This window comes from Actinosynnema mirum DSM 43827 (assembly GCF_000023245.1).
In the GTDB taxonomy this organism is placed as follows: Bacteria; Actinomycetota; Actinomycetes; order Mycobacteriales; family Pseudonocardiaceae; genus Actinosynnema; species Actinosynnema mirum.
Window position 1 is genome coordinate 8,025,045 of sequence record NC_013093.1, and the last position, 16,250, is coordinate 8,041,294.

18 protein-coding genes are annotated in these 16,250 nt (G+C 74.3%); 3 read left to right on the plus strand and 15 right to left on the minus strand.

All coding sequences use genetic code 11. The features are described 5' to 3' along the window. Nucleotides 1-11: 11 nt before the first annotated feature. The 5 genes from AMIR_RS34140 to AMIR_RS34160 are packed head-to-tail and all read right to left on the minus strand — an operon-like array spanning nucleotide 12 to nucleotide 3,334. On the minus strand, nucleotides 12-803 hold the full coding sequence (locus AMIR_RS34140; RefSeq protein ID WP_015805561.1) for a hypothetical protein: 792 nt from the start codon (nucleotides 801-803) through the stop codon (nucleotides 12-14). Beyond that, nucleotides 800-1,327, minus strand: coding sequence for an RNA polymerase sigma factor (locus AMIR_RS34145; RefSeq protein ID WP_015805562.1), 528 nt, complete (start codon nucleotides 1,325-1,327; stop codon nucleotides 800-802). Before AMIR_RS34145 ends, AMIR_RS34140 begins: the two co-directional genes overlap by 4 nt. Nucleotides 1,328-1,373: 46 nt before the next feature. Beyond that, complete coding sequence (locus AMIR_RS34150) at nucleotides 1,374-1,964, minus strand: TetR/AcrR family transcriptional regulator (RefSeq protein WP_015805563.1); 591 nt, start codon at nucleotides 1,962-1,964, stop codon at nucleotides 1,374-1,376. 55 nt (nucleotides 1,965-2,019) lie between these two features. Beyond that, nucleotides 2,020-2,781, minus strand: coding sequence for a hypothetical protein (locus AMIR_RS34155; protein WP_015805564.1), 762 nt, complete (start codon nucleotides 2,779-2,781; stop codon nucleotides 2,020-2,022). 37 nt (nucleotides 2,782-2,818) lie between these two features. Continuing rightward, entirely contained in the window at nucleotides 2,819-3,334 is a 516-nt protein-coding gene (locus AMIR_RS34160; RefSeq protein WP_015805565.1) for a SigE family RNA polymerase sigma factor, read from the minus strand. A gap of 152 nt (nucleotides 3,335-3,486) precedes the next feature. On the opposite strand from AMIR_RS34160, the gene AMIR_RS34165 reads away from it, so the two are divergent. After that, the gene (locus tag AMIR_RS34165; protein ID WP_015805566.1) at nucleotides 3,487-4,506 is read left to right on the plus strand and encodes a threonine aldolase family protein; all 1,020 of its coding nucleotides are present in this window, start codon (nucleotides 3,487-3,489) and stop codon (nucleotides 4,504-4,506) included. Nucleotides 4,507-4,510: 4 nt separating this feature from the next. After that, the gene (locus tag AMIR_RS34170) at nucleotides 4,511-5,098 is read left to right on the plus strand and encodes an HAD family hydrolase (protein ID WP_015805567.1); all 588 of its coding nucleotides are present in this window, start codon (nucleotides 4,511-4,513) and stop codon (nucleotides 5,096-5,098) included. Nucleotides 5,099-5,206: 108 nt separating this feature from the next. Here AMIR_RS34170 and AMIR_RS40835 read toward each other — a convergent pair whose 3' ends face one another. From AMIR_RS40835 to AMIR_RS34220, 10 genes are all read right to left on the minus strand, one after another. Beyond that, nucleotides 5,207-5,359: a hypothetical protein gene (locus tag AMIR_RS40835; protein ID WP_015805568.1), complete on the minus strand. Its 153-nt coding sequence runs from the start codon at nucleotides 5,357-5,359 to the stop codon at nucleotides 5,207-5,209. 6 nt (nucleotides 5,360-5,365) lie between these two features. Continuing rightward, on the minus strand, nucleotides 5,366-6,532 hold the full coding sequence (locus tag AMIR_RS34180) for a pyridoxal phosphate-dependent aminotransferase (RefSeq protein WP_015805569.1): 1,167 nt from the start codon (nucleotides 6,530-6,532) through the stop codon (nucleotides 5,366-5,368). 9 nt (nucleotides 6,533-6,541) lie between these two features. Further along, nucleotides 6,542-7,072, minus strand: coding sequence for an ESX secretion-associated protein EspG (locus AMIR_RS34185; protein WP_015805570.1), 531 nt, complete (start codon nucleotides 7,070-7,072; stop codon nucleotides 6,542-6,544). Between the two features lie 119 nt (nucleotides 7,073-7,191). After that, on the minus strand, nucleotides 7,192-7,968 hold the full coding sequence (locus AMIR_RS34190) for an ESX secretion-associated protein EspG (protein ID WP_015805571.1): 777 nt from the start codon (nucleotides 7,966-7,968) through the stop codon (nucleotides 7,192-7,194). Further along, complete coding sequence (locus AMIR_RS34195; protein WP_015805572.1) at nucleotides 7,965-9,278, minus strand: hypothetical protein; 1,314 nt, start codon at nucleotides 9,276-9,278, stop codon at nucleotides 7,965-7,967. Before AMIR_RS34195 ends, AMIR_RS34190 begins: the two co-directional genes overlap by 4 nt. A gap of 12 nt (nucleotides 9,279-9,290) precedes the next feature. Then, nucleotides 9,291-9,836, minus strand: a complete 546-nt coding sequence (locus AMIR_RS34200) for a DUF3558 domain-containing protein (protein ID WP_187313467.1) — start codon at nucleotides 9,834-9,836, stop codon at nucleotides 9,291-9,293. Between the two features lie 46 nt (nucleotides 9,837-9,882). Continuing rightward, nucleotides 9,883-10,233, minus strand: a complete 351-nt coding sequence (locus AMIR_RS36540; RefSeq protein ID WP_015805574.1) for a hypothetical protein — start codon at nucleotides 10,231-10,233, stop codon at nucleotides 9,883-9,885. Between the two features lie 330 nt (nucleotides 10,234-10,563). Further along, the gene (gene purD, locus AMIR_RS34210; RefSeq protein WP_015805575.1) at nucleotides 10,564-11,823 is read right to left on the minus strand and encodes a phosphoribosylamine--glycine ligase; all 1,260 of its coding nucleotides are present in this window, start codon (nucleotides 11,821-11,823) and stop codon (nucleotides 10,564-10,566) included. Nucleotides 11,824-11,851: 28 nt separating this feature from the next. Beyond that, the gene (locus AMIR_RS34215; RefSeq protein WP_015805576.1) at nucleotides 11,852-12,841 is read right to left on the minus strand and encodes a TAXI family TRAP transporter solute-binding subunit; all 990 of its coding nucleotides are present in this window, start codon (nucleotides 12,839-12,841) and stop codon (nucleotides 11,852-11,854) included. Then, nucleotides 12,834-14,882, minus strand: coding sequence for a TRAP transporter permease (locus tag AMIR_RS34220; protein WP_015805577.1), 2,049 nt, complete (start codon nucleotides 14,880-14,882; stop codon nucleotides 12,834-12,836). The genes AMIR_RS34215 and AMIR_RS34220 overlap by 8 nt, the downstream gene beginning before the upstream one ends. A 221-nt stretch (nucleotides 14,883-15,103) precedes the next feature. On the opposite strand from AMIR_RS34220, the gene AMIR_RS34225 reads away from it, so the two are divergent. Beyond that, the gene (locus AMIR_RS34225) at nucleotides 15,104-16,207 is read left to right on the plus strand and encodes a glycerophosphodiester phosphodiesterase (protein WP_187313468.1); all 1,104 of its coding nucleotides are present in this window, start codon (nucleotides 15,104-15,106) and stop codon (nucleotides 16,205-16,207) included. Nucleotides 16,208-16,250: the final 43 nt, after the last annotated feature.

Genomic DNA, 16,250 nt, shown 5'->3' on the forward strand with positions numbered 1-16,250 from the left:
GGTCAGGATAGTCAGCCCGCGGCGAGCGCGAGGTTCCTGTCCGTGGCGAGGCCGAGGATGGCGTCGTAGCTGTTCAGGTCGAGCTGCACGTCGGGGTCGGACGGGTCGGTGTGGTAGCTGACGACGCGCACGACGAGGCCGTCCGGCCGGTGGTGCACGACCTCCAGCCCACCGGGCTCCTCCACGCGACCGGGGTAGCTGGCCACCTGGACGCGGCTGCCGTCCGGCTGCTGGTCCTCGGAGTGGCAGTACCTCTTGTCGGGGCACATGGAGCCCAGTCCCGAGTCCTCGCCGCCGACCTCCAGGCGCAGCATCCCCCTGGTGGCGCCCTTGGTGTAGCGGACGAGGTAGCCGAGGGAGCCCTCGTGCGGCCCCAGCTCCGGGAAGGTGTTCGCGACGAGCTGGGGTTCGCCGAGCGCCAGCACCCCGTAGTTGGGGTAGATCTCGTTCAGGTAGTAGTGGACCCAGCCCGACTCGCTGCTCTCCAGCGTCGCCTCGCCCGCGGGCCGGGGCGACTCGGTGGCGGGGTCGGGCTCGCCGGACCCCGGAGCCCGCTCCCCGGTGATCGTGATCAGGCCCGACCCCGCCGAGTCCACGGCGCCGGAGCGCAGCCCGTCGAGCACCAGCGGCACCGACAGCGCCGTCACCAGCAGCAGCGCCGTCGTCGTGCCGACGGCGGTCAGCGCGCGCTTGCGCTTGCGCCGCTGCCTGCCCTTCCTGATCAGCGCGTCGGCGTCGAAGTCCAGCGGGGGCTCGTCGCCCAGCGCGGCGAGCATCCCCTCCCGCAGTTCAGCCTCGCTCATGACGCAACCACCCGCCCTTCCAACGCCTCCACGGCCGCGCGCAGCGCGACCAGCCCACGAGCCGTCTGGCTCTTGACCGTCCCCTCGGTGCACCCCATCGCCAGGGCCACCTCGCTCACCGGCAGGTCCTCGAAGTACCTCAGCACGAGAACCGCCCGCTGTCTCGGCGGCACGCGCAGCAGGCCGGCGTGCACCAGGTCCCTCGCCCACAGCCGCTCCCCCGCCACGTCCGGGTCGGAGCCCGAGTCCGCGACCTCCGGCAGCTCGCCGTCCCGCTGCTCGGCCCTGCGCCACGGTCTGCGCCGCTCGTCCAGCCAGGTGCGCAGCAGGACCTTGCGGGCGTAGGCGTTGGCGTTGTCGCGCCACTCGACCCGGTGCCACGCCTGGTAGAGCTTGAGCAGGGTGGCCTGCATCAGGTCCTCCGCCGTGTGCCAGTCGCCGCAGAACAGGTAGGCGGTGCGCCGCAGCGCGCCTGCCTGCCGCTCGGCGAAGTCGCGGAACGCCTGCTCGTCCGCCTTGCCCATCAGAAGTCCCCTTCCGCCCCTCCCCTGGGACTACACGCGCGAGGGGTCAGCGGGGTTGCAGGGCGCGGGAGAGCATCTTCCTGGCGACGCCCCTGGGGTCCGGGTTCACCTCGATGAGGGCGTTGACGACGGCCCCGTCGACGAGGGCGATCAGCTCCTCGACGCGCTCGGGCCCGACCCGCCTGCCCGCTCGGGCGAAGATGTCGAGGATGAGGCCGTGCAGCGCGCTCTTCTGCCGGTGCATGAGCGGGCGCAGGTAGGGGCGGCGGCCGGTGGCGATGAGGCGCTCGTAGCGCAGCACGACGGCCTCGGCGTCCTGCTCGCCGCCCGGCGGGCCGAGCAGGAGCTCCAGGACGAGGTCGGTGACGGTCTCGCCGTCGCAGTCGTCGGGGTCGAGCTCGTCCAGCCGGGCCTTGCCGCGCGCCAGCTCCAGGTCGCCGTGGTGCTCCAGCGCGGCGGTGACCAGGTCGTCGATCGAGTCGAAGTAGTAGGTGGTGGAGGCCAGCGGCAGGCCGGCGCGCTCGGCGACGGCCCGGTGGCGCAGCGCGGCGAACCCGCCCTCCACGAGCAGCTCCGCGGCGGCCTCCACCAGCGCCTGGCGGCGGCGGACGCCCTTGGGTGTCGCGGCGGCTGTCATTCGGGGGAAGGTACCCGGAGGCGGGGCGCCGGTCGGACGCGCCCGCCGCGCCGGTTCACCGCCCGGCCGCGATCGCCTGGGCCAGCCGGGGCAGGTCGGCGGCGTAGGGGGCGGTGGTGGCGCCCGCGGCGGGTTCGCTCAGGACGTGGACGCCCTCCCCGGAGGCGGTGGTGGCCACGGCCTCGCGGCGCAGGTCGGTGGCCAGGCTCGCGCGCACCCCGGCGGGGACCAGCACGACGGACACCGTGGCGTAGTCGGCGCCCGCCCTGACCAGGTAGCTCGCGCCGCGCGCCCCCACCGGGCAGCCGGTGACCCCGGTGGGCACGAGGTCGCGGGCGACCGGGAGTTCGCCGGCGAGGGCGACAGCGAGCTCCCGGTCGGCCGCTTCGCACCCGCTGGGGGTGCCGCCGACCGTGGGGTCGGCGCTCCCCGGTGGTTCGTCCCCCTGCTCGGACGGGTCACCGGGGATGCTCTTGGGGGGTTGGCCGCCGGTGGGTTCCCCCGGTTCGCCGCGCGGGCCGTCCTCGGTGCCCAGCACGCGCGGTTCGGCGGTGGCGGCCTCCATGTCCAGGGTCGCGGGCGCCTGGCTCTCCAGCGCCGACGACGCCTGCTCGGGGCCGCCGACCGGCAGCAGCCCGCCCGCCGCGACGCCGCCCGCGAGCAGCACGACGGCCAGCGTCGACCCGGCGGCGAGCGCGGAGCGCCTGCGCAGGGTGGCCCGCTTGGACGCCGAGCGCACCGAGTCCAGGTCGAACGCGGGCGCCGGGGCCCCGTCAGCCGCGTCGCGGAACGCCTCCGCGAGCTTCCGCTCGTCCACTACCCCCACCTCCCGTTCCCGTTCATGCCGCTCCCGTTCAGGACGCCGACCTCAGGTCGTCGAGCGCGTCGCCCAGCGCTTCGCGCAGTGCCGCGAGGCCCCGCGCGGTCTGGCTCTTGACGGTGCCCTCGGTGCAGCCCAGCGCCTCGGCGGCGGCCGTGACGTCCAGGCCCTCCAGGAACCGCAGCACGAGCACCGCCCGCTGCCTCGGCGGCACCCGCTTGAGCCCCACGACGAGCGCCTCCCTGGTGACCACCGACTCGGCGACCTCGTCGGCGGAGGGCCGCTCGGGGACCGCGTCCACGAACCGCTCCCGCCGCCACGGCCGCCTGGACTCGTCGATCACCGCGCGCACCACGCAGCGGCGGACGTAGGCGTCGAGCGCGCCCCTGTCCCGGATCTTGCGCCACTTGCGGTGCAGCGCGACGAACGCGGTCTGGGCGAGGTCGTCCGCCCGGTGCCAGTCACCGCACAGCAGGAACGCCGTTCGGCGCACGGCCTCCCGGCGAGCCGCGAAGTACTCCGCGAACTCCTGCTCGTCGTGCTGGTCCACGCGGACGCTCTCCGCTCGTCGTGCTTGCACCTACCGGACGGAACCGGGGCACCTGGTGGTTGCACGGCTCCTGCGGGAGACGTGCGTCACCTCCATCGTGGTACGGAGGAGGCCGTCAGGACAGGGCTTGCCCGGTGTGATGTGATCCTTTCGTGACCCAGCTCGCACCGATCGACCTCCGCTCGGACACCGTGACGCAGCCCGACGAGAAGATGCGCCTGGCCATGTCGGTCGCCGAAGTGGGCGACGACGTGCTCGACCAGGACCCCACGATGCGCAGACTGGAGGAGCGGGTCGCGGACCTGCTCGGCGTGGACGCGGCGCTGTGGGTGCCGTCCGGGTCCATGGGGAACCTGATCGCGCTGATGGCGCACCTGCGGCGGGGCGACCGGTTCCTGGCCGCGCGGGGCGCGCACGTGCTGGACGCCGAGCTGGGCACCGCGGCGTGGCTCGCGGGCGGGATGCCCCACCCGTTGGAGTGGGACGTCGCCCCCGGACGGGTCACGGCCGAGTCGGTGCGCGCCGCCGCCGGAGCGCCCGGCCCCTACTACACGCTGACCTCGCGGCTGCTGTGCCTGGAGAACACGCACAACGCGGCGGGCGGGACCGTGACGCCGCCGGACGAGCACGCGCTGCTGGTGTCGGCGGCCCGCGACATCGGCCTGCGGGTCCACCTGGACGGGGCGCGGCTGTGGAACGCGGCGGTGGGGCTGGGGCTGCCGCCCGCGGCGCTGACCGTGGGCGTGGACACCGTGCAGGTGTGCCTGAGCAAGGGCCTGGGCGCGCCGGTCGGGTCGGTGGTCGGCGGGACCGCCACGTTCGTGCAGGAGGCGCGGCGGCTGCGCAAGATGCTCGGCGGCGGGGTGCGGCAGGGCGGGGTGCTGGCCGCGGCCGGGCTGATCGGGCTGGACCGGATCGACGACCTGGAGGCCGACCACGTGAACGCGGCGACGCTCGCGGACGGGCTGGTCGAGCTGGGCTGGGACGTGGTGCGGCCGGAGACCAACATCGTGCTCGCCGAGGTGCCCGACCTGGAGGTGACCCTCAGCGGCCTGCGGCACCTCGGGGTGCACGCCAGCACGATGTCGGGCAAGGTCCGGTTCGTGACGCACCGCGACGTGGGCGCCGAGGCCATCGCGGAGGCCCTGCGCCGCATCTCCTCGGCGAGCTGACCCCGTGCGCTGGATCGTGTTCGACTACGGCGAGGTCATCAGCCACCCGAGCGAGGAGCTGCCCCGGCTGGCCGCGCTGCTCGGCGTCGCCGACGTGGGCGAGGCGTACTGGCGGCACCGGGACGCCTACGACCGGGGGCTGTCCGACGAGGCGTACTGGGCGCTCGTGGGGGCCGAGCACGGCCTGGACGTGGGGCCGGAGCTGGCCGGGCGGCTGGCCGAGGTGGACCGGGACGGGTGGATGCGGCCGTCCGGGGAGAGCGTGGCGCTGATCGGGGAGCTGGCCTCGGCCGGGGTCCCGCTGGCGCTGCTGTCCAACGCGGCGTCGTCGTTTGGGCGGGCCGTGGAGCGGCAGGCGTGGACCCGGCACTTCCGGCACCTGGTGTTCTCCGGGGACCTGGGCGTGATCAAGCCGGACCCGGAGGTGTGGCGGCTGCTCGCGGAGCGGCTGGGGGTCGAGCCTGGGGACTGCGTGTTCCTGGACGACCGGCAGGTCAACGTGGACGGCGCGGTGGCGGCCGGGATGTCGGGGCTGCTGTGGCGCGGGGTGGCCGACGCCAGGGAGCGGCTGGTGGGGCTGGGCGTGCTGTAGGCGCGGGCGGCGACGTGGTCGTGGTCGCGCCCGGCGGCGTGGTCGTGGTCGCGCGGAAGGACCTGCGGAAGCTCGTTTCCGCAGGTCGGCTCACGTCGGCGCGGCGCGCTACCGGCTGTTGGACTTGATCGCCCCGTAGGCGGCGAGGCCGAGGAAGACCGTGCCGCCGATCAGCACGAGCCAGAACACGCCCTTGAGCAGGGCGCCGAGCACGGCGAGCACCAGCCAGAGGGCCAGCAGCACCGCGATGATCCTGAGCATGTCCGTTCAACGCGCGGGCGGGCCGAGGGGTTCCAGCCAGTTCCCGATCCGGCGCAGCGCCTCCTCGACGTCCTCGCGGGACGAGGCGAACGAGAAGCGCACGTGCTCGTGGCCGAGCACGGGGTCGAAGTCCGCGCCGGGCACGATCGCCACGCCGGTGTCGTCGAGCAGCCTGCGGCAGAACGCCGTCGAGTCGTCGGTGAGGTGGCTGACGTCGGCGTAGGCGTAGAACGCGCCGTCCGCCGGGGCCACGCGGGTGATGCCCAGGTCGGCCAGGCCCTTGAGCAGCAGGTCGCGGTTCACCCGGTAGCCCTCGACCAGGGCCGCCATCTCGGCGCGGGACTCGGGGGTGAACGCGGCGACGGCGGCGTGCTGCGGCAGCGCGGGCGGGCACAGGGTGAAGTTGCCGGTCAGCCGGTCGGCGGCGGCCCGCAGGTCCGGCGGCATGAGCGCCCAGCCCAGGCGCCAGCCGGTCATCGCGAACGCCTTGGAGAACGAGTTCACCACGACCGCGTCGCGGGAGGTCTCCCAGGCCGAGCTGAGCGGCGCGCCGAAGCTGATGCCGTGGTAGATCTCGTCGCTGACCAGCCGCACGCCGCGCTCGGCGCACCAGCCGGTGAGGGCGGCCAGCTCCGGCGCGGCCAGCACCGTGCCGGTGGGGTTCGCGGGGCTGGCCAGCACCAGGCCCTTCACGTCCAGGCCCTCCAGCATGTCGGCGGTGGGCTGGAAGCGGGTGTCCGGGCCGCACTGGAGCTCCACGACCTCGCAGCCGAGGGCACGCAGGATGTTGCGGTAGGCCGGGTAGCCGGGGCGGGCCAGCGCGACCCGGTCGCCGGGGTCGAACGCGGCCAGGAACGCCAGCAGGAACGCGCCCGAGGAGCCGGTGGTGACGACCACGTCGTCCGGGGAGACGGCCAGGCCGTGCTCGTGGTCGTAGTGGCCCGCGATGGCCTCGCGCAGCTCCGGGATGCCCAGCTGCTCGGTGTAGCCGAGGGGCTGCTCGACCAGGGCGCGGTGCGCGGCCTCCAGCACCGGGCTCGGGGCGCGGCCCGACGGCTGGCCCGCCGCGAGGGAGACCACGTCCCCCTTGGCGCGCTGCCGCTCGGCCGCGGCGGACAGCACCTCCATCACGCGGAACGGGGGGACGTCCGATCTGGTGGAGACACCGGGCATGGCGACAACCTACGCGAGGCCGCTGAGCAGCGCGGTCGCGCGGGCGAGCAGCACGTCGGCGTGGACGGGGCCGTGGAAGTCGACGACGTCCCCGGCGCGGCGCCTGCGGCCGTCCGGGTCGAGCGCGGCGGCCCCGATCCGGCCGCTCAGGCCGGGGGCGCCGACCCGTCCGGGGTCGTGCGCGGGGAGCAGGTCGACCAGCGCGGCGGGCAGGTCGGGGGAGGGCAGCTCGACGAGGGTGACCGAGCGGTCGGCGAGGACGGCGCGGAGCGCGCCGGGGCCGGACGGGGCGGCGAGGGCGCGCACGGCGGTGCTGCCGTAGCCCAGGCGCAGGTCGACCGAGCGGGGCGGGGCGGCGAGCAGCGCGCAGGCGCCCGCCAGCCACGGGTCGAGGGCGGTGGCGCGGGCCAGGCCTGCCGCGACCAGGTCGGACCAGGGGGCCGGGGGTCCCGGCACGTGCAGGACGAGCGGCATCGCGCCGAGGTCCAGGCGGCGCCAGGCGGTCAGGAAGGCCGGGGCCGCGAGCGTCGCCGCGGTCACCGGTGGGTGGATCGACACGACGGAGGACGCGGTGGGGCCGGGCGGGGTTCCACGCGGCGGGGCCCGGACGCGCCCGAGGCCGCCCGCGCGGGTGCGGGGGCGGCCTCGGGGCGTGCCGGTCAGACCTCCTGGAGCAGCTCCCAGACGCACCCGGCGAGGCGGGTGTTGTCGATCGGGGTGATCGTGCTCCAGTCGCGGCCGTCCGAGCTGGGGCGCACCAGGTGCAGGTAGCGGCCGGACGGGGTGTCGTGCCAGGCGACGACGCGCTTGGCCCTGGTCGTGGGCTCGCCGCGCTTGGCGGCGCGCTCGGCGCCGAACTGGCCGCGCGTGCCCATGCCCTCGCACATGGCGGCCAGCTCCTGCGCCTCGTGCAGCGGGACGCCCTGCCGCTCCAGCTCGGTGATGAGCCGCTCGGCGCTGGGGCCCGCCTTGGTGGAGGCGGTGCGGAGCACGTCGTTGGGCAGGCTGATGGAACGGCCGCGCCCGGCGGGCATCTCGCCCGCCACCGACACGGCCGCCTCGGCCAGCGCGGTGGCGCGGGACGGGATCAGCCACACCTCGTCGCCGTCGACCACGCCCAGCACCGCGTCGTCCCCGGCGGACGCGGCGAGGCCCTTGATCTTGCGGCCGTCGACCCAGATCCAGATGTCCACGCAGGCCTGCGGGTTGGCCAGCAGCGAGAACGCGTCGGCCAGCTCGGGGCTGACCCGCTGCCGGGACGCGAGGTCGCGCCGCTCCAGCGACTCCCACGCCGAGCGCACGAGCTCGGCGCGCTCGGTGTGGGTGATCCCGGGGCTGGGGACGTCGAGCGCGACGTTGCGCCTGGGGAGCTTCTCGGCCTCCCAGGCGACGTCGAACTCCAGGGTGGACAGCACCGCGGTGCCGGGAGCGGTCACCTCGCCTCGGGTTCGTCGCCGATGACGGACTGCACGACCATGCGCTCGTCGCCGAAGACGTCGTCCGAGTCCACCCCGTACTTGCGGATGTGCTCGCCGTCCTCCTCGTCGGGGCCGCCCTTGGCGGAGGCTGCGGGCTGCATCATCGACGCCGCCCCGGCCTTGCCCGCGAGGGCGCCCCTGCCCGCCGCGCCTCCGCGCCCGAGGCGCTCGTCGCCGTCGATGGCGCCGATCGTGGCGGACACGCCCGCGGACTTGCCGGTGACCGGGCCGGAGTTCTTGACGCCCGCGGCCTTGGCGGCGTCCCCGGTGAGCGCGCCCGCGCCACCGGCCCCGCCGGCCCCGCCGCGCACGACCTGCCCGCCGCGGGCGGTGCTGGCCGCGACCCCGAGCCCGGCGGCGCCTGCCAGCCCGAGACCGAGCCCGAGCCCGAAGTTGGACCCGCCGGGCAGCTTGCCGAGCAGCGAGCCGCCACCCCCGCCGGGCGTGCCGAGTCCGGGGAGCACCGGCGCGATGCCGGTCGACCCACCACCGGGCAGCTGCGGCGAGAGCCCGCCACCGCCACCCCCGCCGGGCGTGCCGACGAGCCCGCCGCCGGGCAGACCGGGGAACCCGGTGACCGAGCCGCCGCCGACGGCGCCGGGCGCCCCGACCAGCCCGCCGGGCGCCGAACCACCGACGGCGAGACCGCCGGGGGTGCCGGAGAACTGCTGCACGGAGGGCATGGCGGTGGCGGCGCTGGAGACGGCGGTGACGTCGTAGGTGGGGGGCTTGTTCATGGACTGGTACTGCCCGAGCGCGTCCTGGCTCGCCGACTGGTACTGCTCGAACCCGCGAATGGCGGTCTCACGCGCGGCCTGGGTGGCCTTGACCTCGGCGGCGTGATCGGTCTCGTACCCGAAGAACCCGGCGGCGTTGTCGAGGAACCCGTTCTCGGTGGCGCCTCGGAGGGTCTGGGACTCGGGGAGGTTGTTGCGGGTGTCGCTGTAGCTGTTCCCCTGCGCCGCCGTGGCCTCGGAGTTCTGCGCGGCGGCCTCACTGCCCTGACCCGCCCCCTGGGCTTGGACGGAGAAGGCGGTGCCCGCGTTCTCGCCTGCCAGTCCCTTCCAACCGGTGCCGAGCCCCGCCAACTCCTGGCGCAGTGCGACGTCGGCCTCGTCGAGGCTCTTGGCGAGGTCGCGCAACGCCTGCGAAGCGGTGGAGAAGTGCTGCGCCAGGCTCCCACCCCTGAAGTCGTCGACCAGAGTGGCGAGCGCGTTGTTGTCGTACCCCTGGAAGCGGTGGTCGCCCACCGCCGCGTCCGCGGCCATGCTCTCTTCCCCTCAGCTCAAGGACGGCAGTGTGGCGAGCGCCATCTCGGTGGCCGTCGTCGCCTTCTGGCAAAGCTCTTCCTGCGTGCCCTTCTCGCCGATGGGCATGTAGTTCACGTAGAGGTGCTCACCGTCCGCGACGTCGACGGCGAGGGTGCACGAGTCCGGCGTGTCCCCCTTGAACTTGATCCACACCGCGTCGTAACCGCTCACCGCCATCGGGCTGACGTCGAGGTTGCCCCCGCTGTTCCAGGCCTCGTAACCCGCCGTGCTGTTGAAGCCGATCGTGTAGCTGAACGACGGGCCCCTGAGGCTGGAGTAGTAGCAGTTCGGCACGTTCTCGAACCGCCCCAGCTTGGGATCTCCCGGCTCCGACTCGGGCACGCCCAACTGCTTCGCCTGGTCCGCGGTGAGCACCTTGCACGGGTCCAGCCCGTCGAGCTTCAACTCGCGCGGACGGTTCGACGCCTTGGAGGTGCTGGTCGGGGCGGTCGCGGAGGTTCCGGCGCCTTGCTGCTCGGGCACCGCCGCGCCCCCCTGGGTGTCGGAGCAGCTCACGACCAGGAGTCCGAGCAGGGGGAGCAGGACCCGGACGGCGCGGGAACTAGAGCGCACTCTGGCCTCGCATGGCGGAGTCGACCTCTTCATCGGTGTAGTCGTACTCCTTGGCAGCCGCGCACAACTGGTCCAGCAGGCCGCCCAGGCTCGCGACGTACTGGTCGACGCGCTCGGCGTAGGAGTCGTCGTTCAGCACGAGGTTCTTGTTCCACGCCTCGACGACGCTGCTGTTGATGACGTCCTCGCTGCCCGCCAGCGGGATCATGAGGTCGTTCTTCGCGTTGGCGTGCTGCTTCTGGAGCACGCGGCGCTGGTGGCTGATCGCCTTGATGGCTTTGAGGACCGTCTCCTTGCTGACCTCGAACTTCTGAGACCCCGCGCTCGCGGCGACGTCCATGATCTCTCCCAGGCGCTTGTTGGCGGCAAAGAACGCCGTAGCAGCACCACCAGCAACCCCACCTGCGGCTGCCACGACTCCCAGCAGGGATTTCTCCTCCACCACACCCTCCCCGGCACGGTTGGTAACAGGACGGTCCCAACTGGCAGGCTACCAACGCGGGCCTGAGCTGAGCCTGGGATTCGACGCGGCCGGGTACGTCGTGGTTCCGGCGCTCGCCCGAACGGCGCACCGTGAGGCCCCTGACCTGCGGAGCCGCCACCCGCCGCCGGAAAAGAACGGGGCCGCGCCCTCAAGGACGCGGCCCCGCCGAAACCCCTGCGCCACCGCCTACGACGGGACGATGATCCCGCCCTCCACCGCCCGCTGGGCGATGTCCGTGCGGTGGTGCGAGCCGGTCAGGTGGACCAGCTCCACCCGCTCGTACGCCGCCGCCCGCGCGTCCGCCAGGGTCTTCCCCGTGCCGACCACCGACAGCACCCGCCCGCCCGACGACACCACGGCCCTGTCGTCCCTGCGCCTCGTGCCCGCGTGCAGCACGCCCTCCGCGTCCGCCCCGCCGATCACGTCGCCGGTGCGCGGCCTGCCGGGGTAGCCCTCCGCCGCGACCACGACGGTCACCGCGTAGCCGTCCTCCCAGTCCAGCTCGGGCTGCTCGCCGAGCCCACCGGTCGCCGCCGCCAGGAACAGCCCGGCGAGCGGGGTGCGCAGCAGCGGCAGGACGACCTGGGTCTCGGGGTCGCCGAAGCGGCAGTTGAACTCGATCACCTGGGGGCCGGTGGAGGTCAGGGCGAGGCCCGCGTAGAGCAGGCCGGTGAACGGCGCGCCCCTGCGGGCCAGCTCGTCCACGACCGGCTGCACGCAGGTGCGCACGATCGTGTCCACCAGGCCCTCCGGGGCCCACGGCAGCGGCGAGTAGGCGCCCATGCCGCCGGTGTTGGGGCCGGCGTCGCCGTCTCCGACGCGCTTGAAGTCCTGCGCGGGCTGGAGCGGCACCACGGTGGCGCCGTCGACCAGGCAGAACAGGGACACCTCGGGGCCGTCGAGGAAGCTCTCCAGCAGGACCGGGTGGCCGCCGTCGAGGAGGGTCATCGCGTGGGCTCGGGCCACCGCGCGGTCCGAGGTGACGACCACGCCCTTGCCCGCGGCCAGGCCGTCGTCCTTCACCACCCAGCGGGGGCCGAAGCGGGTCAGGGCCGCGTCGAGGCGGGCCGGGTTGTCGACCACCTCGGAGGTCGCCGTCGGCACCCCCGCGGCGGCCATGACGTCCTTCGCGAAGGCCTTGGACCCCTCGATCCGGGCCGCCGACGCGGACGGGCCGAAGCAGGGCACGCCGAGCGCGCGGACGGCGTCCGCGGCACCCCCGACGAGCGGCTGCTCGGGCCCGACCACGACGAGGTCGGCGTTCCACTCCTGCACCAGGGCGGTGACCGCACCGGTGTCGGACACGTCGAGCCCGAGGATCTCCGCCGCTCCCGCGATCCCGGCGTTGCCGGGGGCGCAGGCCAGCGCGCTGACCTGCGGGTCGCGCGACAGGGCGAGGACTAGGGCATGTTCACGGGCGCCAGACCCGATGACCAGGACACGCACGGTGGGCCAGCCTAGATGACGGCGGCGCTCACCCGCCCAGTGCGTCCCGCGATCCGGGGTGCAGCGGCACCGGGTCCGTCTGCGCGGCGAGAGCGCGGTCGATGCCGCGGGCCGCCGGGTGGGCGGCTTCCAGCTGCGGCTTCCCCGAGAAGATCAACTCGGTGAGGGCGCACGCGTCGCCCCTCGGGAAGTCCTCGCGGACCAGCAGCACGTTCGGCACGACCACCGCGCCGACGTCGGCGGGCTGCTTGTACGTGGCCGCCGGGATGACCCCCCGGTCGTACACCGGGCTGACCTGCTTCAGCTCGTCCAGCAGGTCGGTGACGTCGAGCACCTTCACCCGGTCGCCGAGCGAGGTGGTGATGTCGGTGATCTGCGCGGTGGGCAGCCCCCCGGACCACACCAGCCCGTCCAGGTTCCCGTCCTTCATCCCGTCGGCGGTCTTGGCCAGGTCGAGCCGCTGCGCCTGCACGTCGGCGTCCGGGTCGAGGCCCGCCGCCTCCAGCAGCCGGTGCGCGATGACCTCGGTGCCGGAACCGGGCGACCCGGTGGAGATCCGCTTGCCGCGCATGTCCGCGATCGACGAGATGCCGCTGTCCGCGCGCACCAGCACCTGCGTGTAGTTCGGGTACAGCCTGGTCAGCGCGCTCACCTTCTGCGGCTGCCCCTCGAAGCCCCCGGTTCCCCGGACGGCGTCGGCGGCGGTGTCGGCGAGCGAGAACGCCACGTCGTAGTCGCCCGCGACGAGCTGCTTCACGTTCTGCACCGACGCGCCCGTCTCGGCCGCGGTGGCCTTGAGCGGCGTGCTGTCGCTGACCAGCTTCGCCAGCGCGCCGCCGACCACGTAGTACACGCCGCCGGAGTTGCCGGTGGCGATGGTGATCCGCCCGGCCGACGCCTCGCACGCCCCGGTCTCGCCGGACGCGCCCCCGGTCGGCGTGCGCTTGCCCCCGCACCCCGACGCCAGCAGTCCCACCGCGAGCACCCCGACGGCGGCCCGCACGACCCAGCTACGCATGACTCCTCCTCAGCAGGTGGACGGCCACCGCGAGCGCGAGCAGGCCGACGCCCACCGCCACGACGACCGGTTCCAGGTACAGCAGGGCGAGCGCGGCCAGCGCGCACAGCGCGCGCTCCACCGGTCCCGCCTCGCGGAAGATCCAGCCGCCGGTGGTGGCGGCGAGCGCGGCCACCCCGAGGGCGGACGCGGCGAACACCCACAGCACCTCGCCGACCGGCGCGCGCAGCAGCAGCGCGGACCCGTGGTCGGTGAGCACGAACGCCAGCGGCACCAGGAACGCGGGCAGCGTGTACTTCCAGGTGCGCCACATGGTCCTCACGACGTCGCCGCCGGTGATGGCCGCCGCGGCGACGGCGGCGAGCGCCGTCGGCGGGGTCACCTCGGACAGCACCGCGTAGTAGAAGATGAACATCGCCGTCTCCGGCCGGTCCACGCCCAGCTCGACCAGCGCGGGCCCGATGACGACCCACGAGATGATGAACGACGCGGTCACCGGCACGGCCAGCCCGAGCACGCTCACCGCGACGGCCGCGAGCACGGCGGTGAGCGCCAGCACGGCGGTCGGGTGCGACACGAGCGCGGACGCCAGGTCGACCAGCGCGGACGCCAGCGCCTGCCCGAGCCCGGTCTTGGTGATGGTGGAGGTGATCACGCCCGCCGCCGCGCACACCGCGATCACCGGCAGGGCCGCGCGCACCCCGGTGGCCAGCGAGTCGACCAGCGACCGGGCCCAGCCGCGCACGTCGTGCCGCTGGCCGACCAGCGCGAACAGCGCGGCGATGGCGGTGGCGTAGACGACGGCCGGCTGAACCGGGACGTCCAGCGCCAGGAACGCCACGATCACGAACAGCGACAGCAGGTGGTGCCCGCCGCGCCGCAGCACGGCCCACGCGCCGGGCGTGCCGACCTCGACGGGCCTGGCCCCGAACCGGCGGGCGTCGATCTCCACGGCCAGCGCGATGCCGAGGTAGTAGAGCAGCGTCGGCAGCGTCGCCCAGAGCAGGACCTCCAGGTAGGTGGCCTCCAGGTACTCGGCGATGATGAACGCGGCGGCGCCGAGGGTGGGCGGGGACAGGATGGCGCCGATGCCGGACGCGGCGAGCAGGCCGCCCGCGCTCTCCCTGGGGTAGCCGGCCTTCTCCAGCACCGGCCAGGTGACCGCGCCGAGGCTGACTGTGGTCGCGGTGCCGGAGCCGGAGACCGTGCCGAGCAGGAACCCGGCGGTGGCCGCGGTGCGGCCGGGCGCGGTGCGGGAGCGGCGGAACGCGGCGAAGCTCAGGTCCACGAAGAACGCGCCCGCGCCGGAGGTGTTGAGCACCGCGCCGTAGAGGGTGAACAGCACGATGTAGGTCGCGGCGACGTCGAGCGGGGTGCCGTAGAAGCCGGTGGCGTCGTTGTAGAAGCCGTTGATGATCTGGCTGAAGTCCACGCCGGCGTGCGAGATCGCCCAGTCGGGTGGCAGGTAGCCGCCGTAGTAGGCGAAGGCGATGAAGGCGACGCACACCGAGGGCAGCACCCAGCCGGTGGTGCGGCGGGCGGCCTCCAGCACGAGCAGCAGCAGGGCGGCGCCCGCGACGACGTCGGGGGTGGTGAGCTGGCCCTGGCGGTCGAGGAACGAGTCGAAGCCGCCGAGCAGCGGGTAGAGGCCGACCAGCAGGGCCAGCAGCGACAGCGCCCAGTCCAGGGGGGCGGGGTCGTCGCGCTCGGCGCGGGACGCGGCGGGCCTTCCCGGCCGGTAGCAGAGGAACACCAGCGGCAGGGTCACGCCGAGGAACAGCACGAGGTAGAACTGGTTGCCCTTGCTGAACGGCAGGAACACCTGCTTGAGCACGAGCAGCGCGGTGGCCAGGCAGACCAGCCAGACCGCGCGGTCCCAGCGGCGGGACAGGGAGCGGGCGGGTAACTCCTCGTCGTGCTCGGCGATGAGGTCCGCGACGTCCGGGGGCCGTTCGGGGGTCGGGTCGGGGGCCGGGTCGGGGGCGGCCGTCTTGTGGCGATTGCCGGTCGACTCGTCGTGACGATTGGTTGAGCCGCTCACGAACACCTCCTCGTGCCGCGCCTGCCGTGCACGGGAACGCTAGTTGTGCTCCCGGTCACAGCGACAGGGCGACCGCCTCAAGGGACTGTTAATCCCGCTCCGCGCGGGCGAGGGGAGCGTTCACCGGTCCGCCGCCCCCGGTTGGCCGTTCCGTGACGGGATCGTCGCGGAGCGCGACGATGCTGCCCTGCGCGTTGTGCTCACTCACCGAGGAGGCCTCGATGGTGCGGAGTCGGTTGGCAGGGGTGGCGCTGGTGGCGCTCGCGGTGGTGGGCCTGGTGCCCTCGGCCGCGGCGGCGCCGGAGGCGGCGCCCGAGCGGCGTGGTGGCGAGCGGGTGGTCGTGATCGGGCACCGGGGGGCGTCCGGGTACCGGCCGGAGCACACGCTGGCCGCGTACGAGCTGGCCGCGCGGATGGGCGCCGACTACGTCGAGCCGGACCTGGTGCCCACGAAGGACGGGCAGCTCGTCGCCAGGCACGAGAACGAGATCGGCGGCACCACGGACGTGGCCGCGCGCCCGGAGTTCGCCGGTCGGCGGACCACCAAGTCCGTGGACGGGGTCGCGGTCACCGGCTGGTTCACCGAGGACTTCACCCTGGCCGAGCTGAAGGTGCTGCGGGCGAAGGAGCGCATCCCGGAGGTGCGACCGCGCAACACCCTCTACGACGGCCGGTACGAGATCCCGACCTTCCAGGAGGTCGTGGACCTGACCCGGCGGCTGAGCCGCGAGCTGGGCCGGGAGATCGGGATCTACCCGGAGACCAAGCACCCCACCCACTTCCGGGACATCGGGCTGCCGCTGGAGCCCGCGCTGGTGCGGGCGCTGGAGCGCAACGGGCTGAACAGGCGCGGCGCGAAGGTGTTCGTGCAGTCGTTCGAGGTGGCGAACCTGAAGGCGCTCAGCCGGTCGCTGCGGGTGCCGCTGGTGCAGCTGGTGAACGCGTCGGGCGCGCCGTACGACTTCGTGAAGGCCGGTGACCCGCGCACCTACCGCGACCTGGTGACCCCCGACGGGCTGGAGGAGGTCGCCCGGTACGCGTCCGGGGTGGGGCTGGCCAAGGACGTGGTGCTGCCCAGGGACGCGGGCGGGTTCCTGCTGCCGGGGACGCCGGTGGTGCGGGACGCGCACGCGCGCGGGCTGCTCGTGCACGTGTGGACGTTCCGCAACGAGAACGCGTTCCTGCCCGCCGACCACCGCTCGTCGACCGACCCGGCCGCGTACGGGCGGGCGTTCGAGGAGTACGCGCGGTTCCTGGTGACCGGGGTCGACGGGGTGTTCGCCGACAACCCGGACACCGCGGTGGAGGCCGTGCGCGGGCGCTGAGCGCCGGGCGCTGAGGACTGGGCACTGAGGACTGGGCGCTGAG

Excerpts from the sequence above, each read along its gene's own strand:
- AMIR_RS34140 (WP_015805561.1), bottom strand. The coding sequence starts at position 803 with ATGAGCGAGGCTGAACTGCGGGAGGGGATGCTCGCCGCGCTGGGCGAC.
- AMIR_RS34145 (WP_015805562.1), bottom strand. The coding sequence starts at position 1,327 with ATGGGCAAGGCGGACGAGCAGGCGTTCCGCGACTTCGCCGAGCGGCAG.
- AMIR_RS34150 (WP_015805563.1), bottom strand. The coding sequence starts at position 1,964 with ATGACAGCCGCCGCGACACCCAAGGGCGTCCGCCGCCGCCAGGCGCTG.
- AMIR_RS40835 (WP_015805568.1), bottom strand. The coding sequence starts at position 5,359 with ATGCTCAGGATCATCGCGGTGCTGCTGGCCCTCTGGCTGGTGCTCGCC.
- AMIR_RS34180 (WP_015805569.1), bottom strand. The coding sequence starts at position 6,532 with ATGCCCGGTGTCTCCACCAGATCGGACGTCCCCCCGTTCCGCGTGATG.
- AMIR_RS34195 (WP_015805572.1), bottom strand. The coding sequence starts at position 9,278 with ATGGCCGCGGACGCGGCGGTGGGCGACCACCGCTTCCAGGGGTACGAC.
- AMIR_RS36540 (WP_015805574.1), bottom strand. The coding sequence starts at position 10,233 with ATGGACGTCGCCGCGAGCGCGGGGTCTCAGAAGTTCGAGGTCAGCAAG.
- AMIR_RS34215 (WP_015805576.1), bottom strand. The coding sequence starts at position 12,841 with ATGCGTAGCTGGGTCGTGCGGGCCGCCGTCGGGGTGCTCGCGGTGGGA.
- AMIR_RS34225 (WP_187313468.1), top strand. The coding sequence starts at position 15,104 with ATGGTGCGGAGTCGGTTGGCAGGGGTGGCGCTGGTGGCGCTCGCGGTG.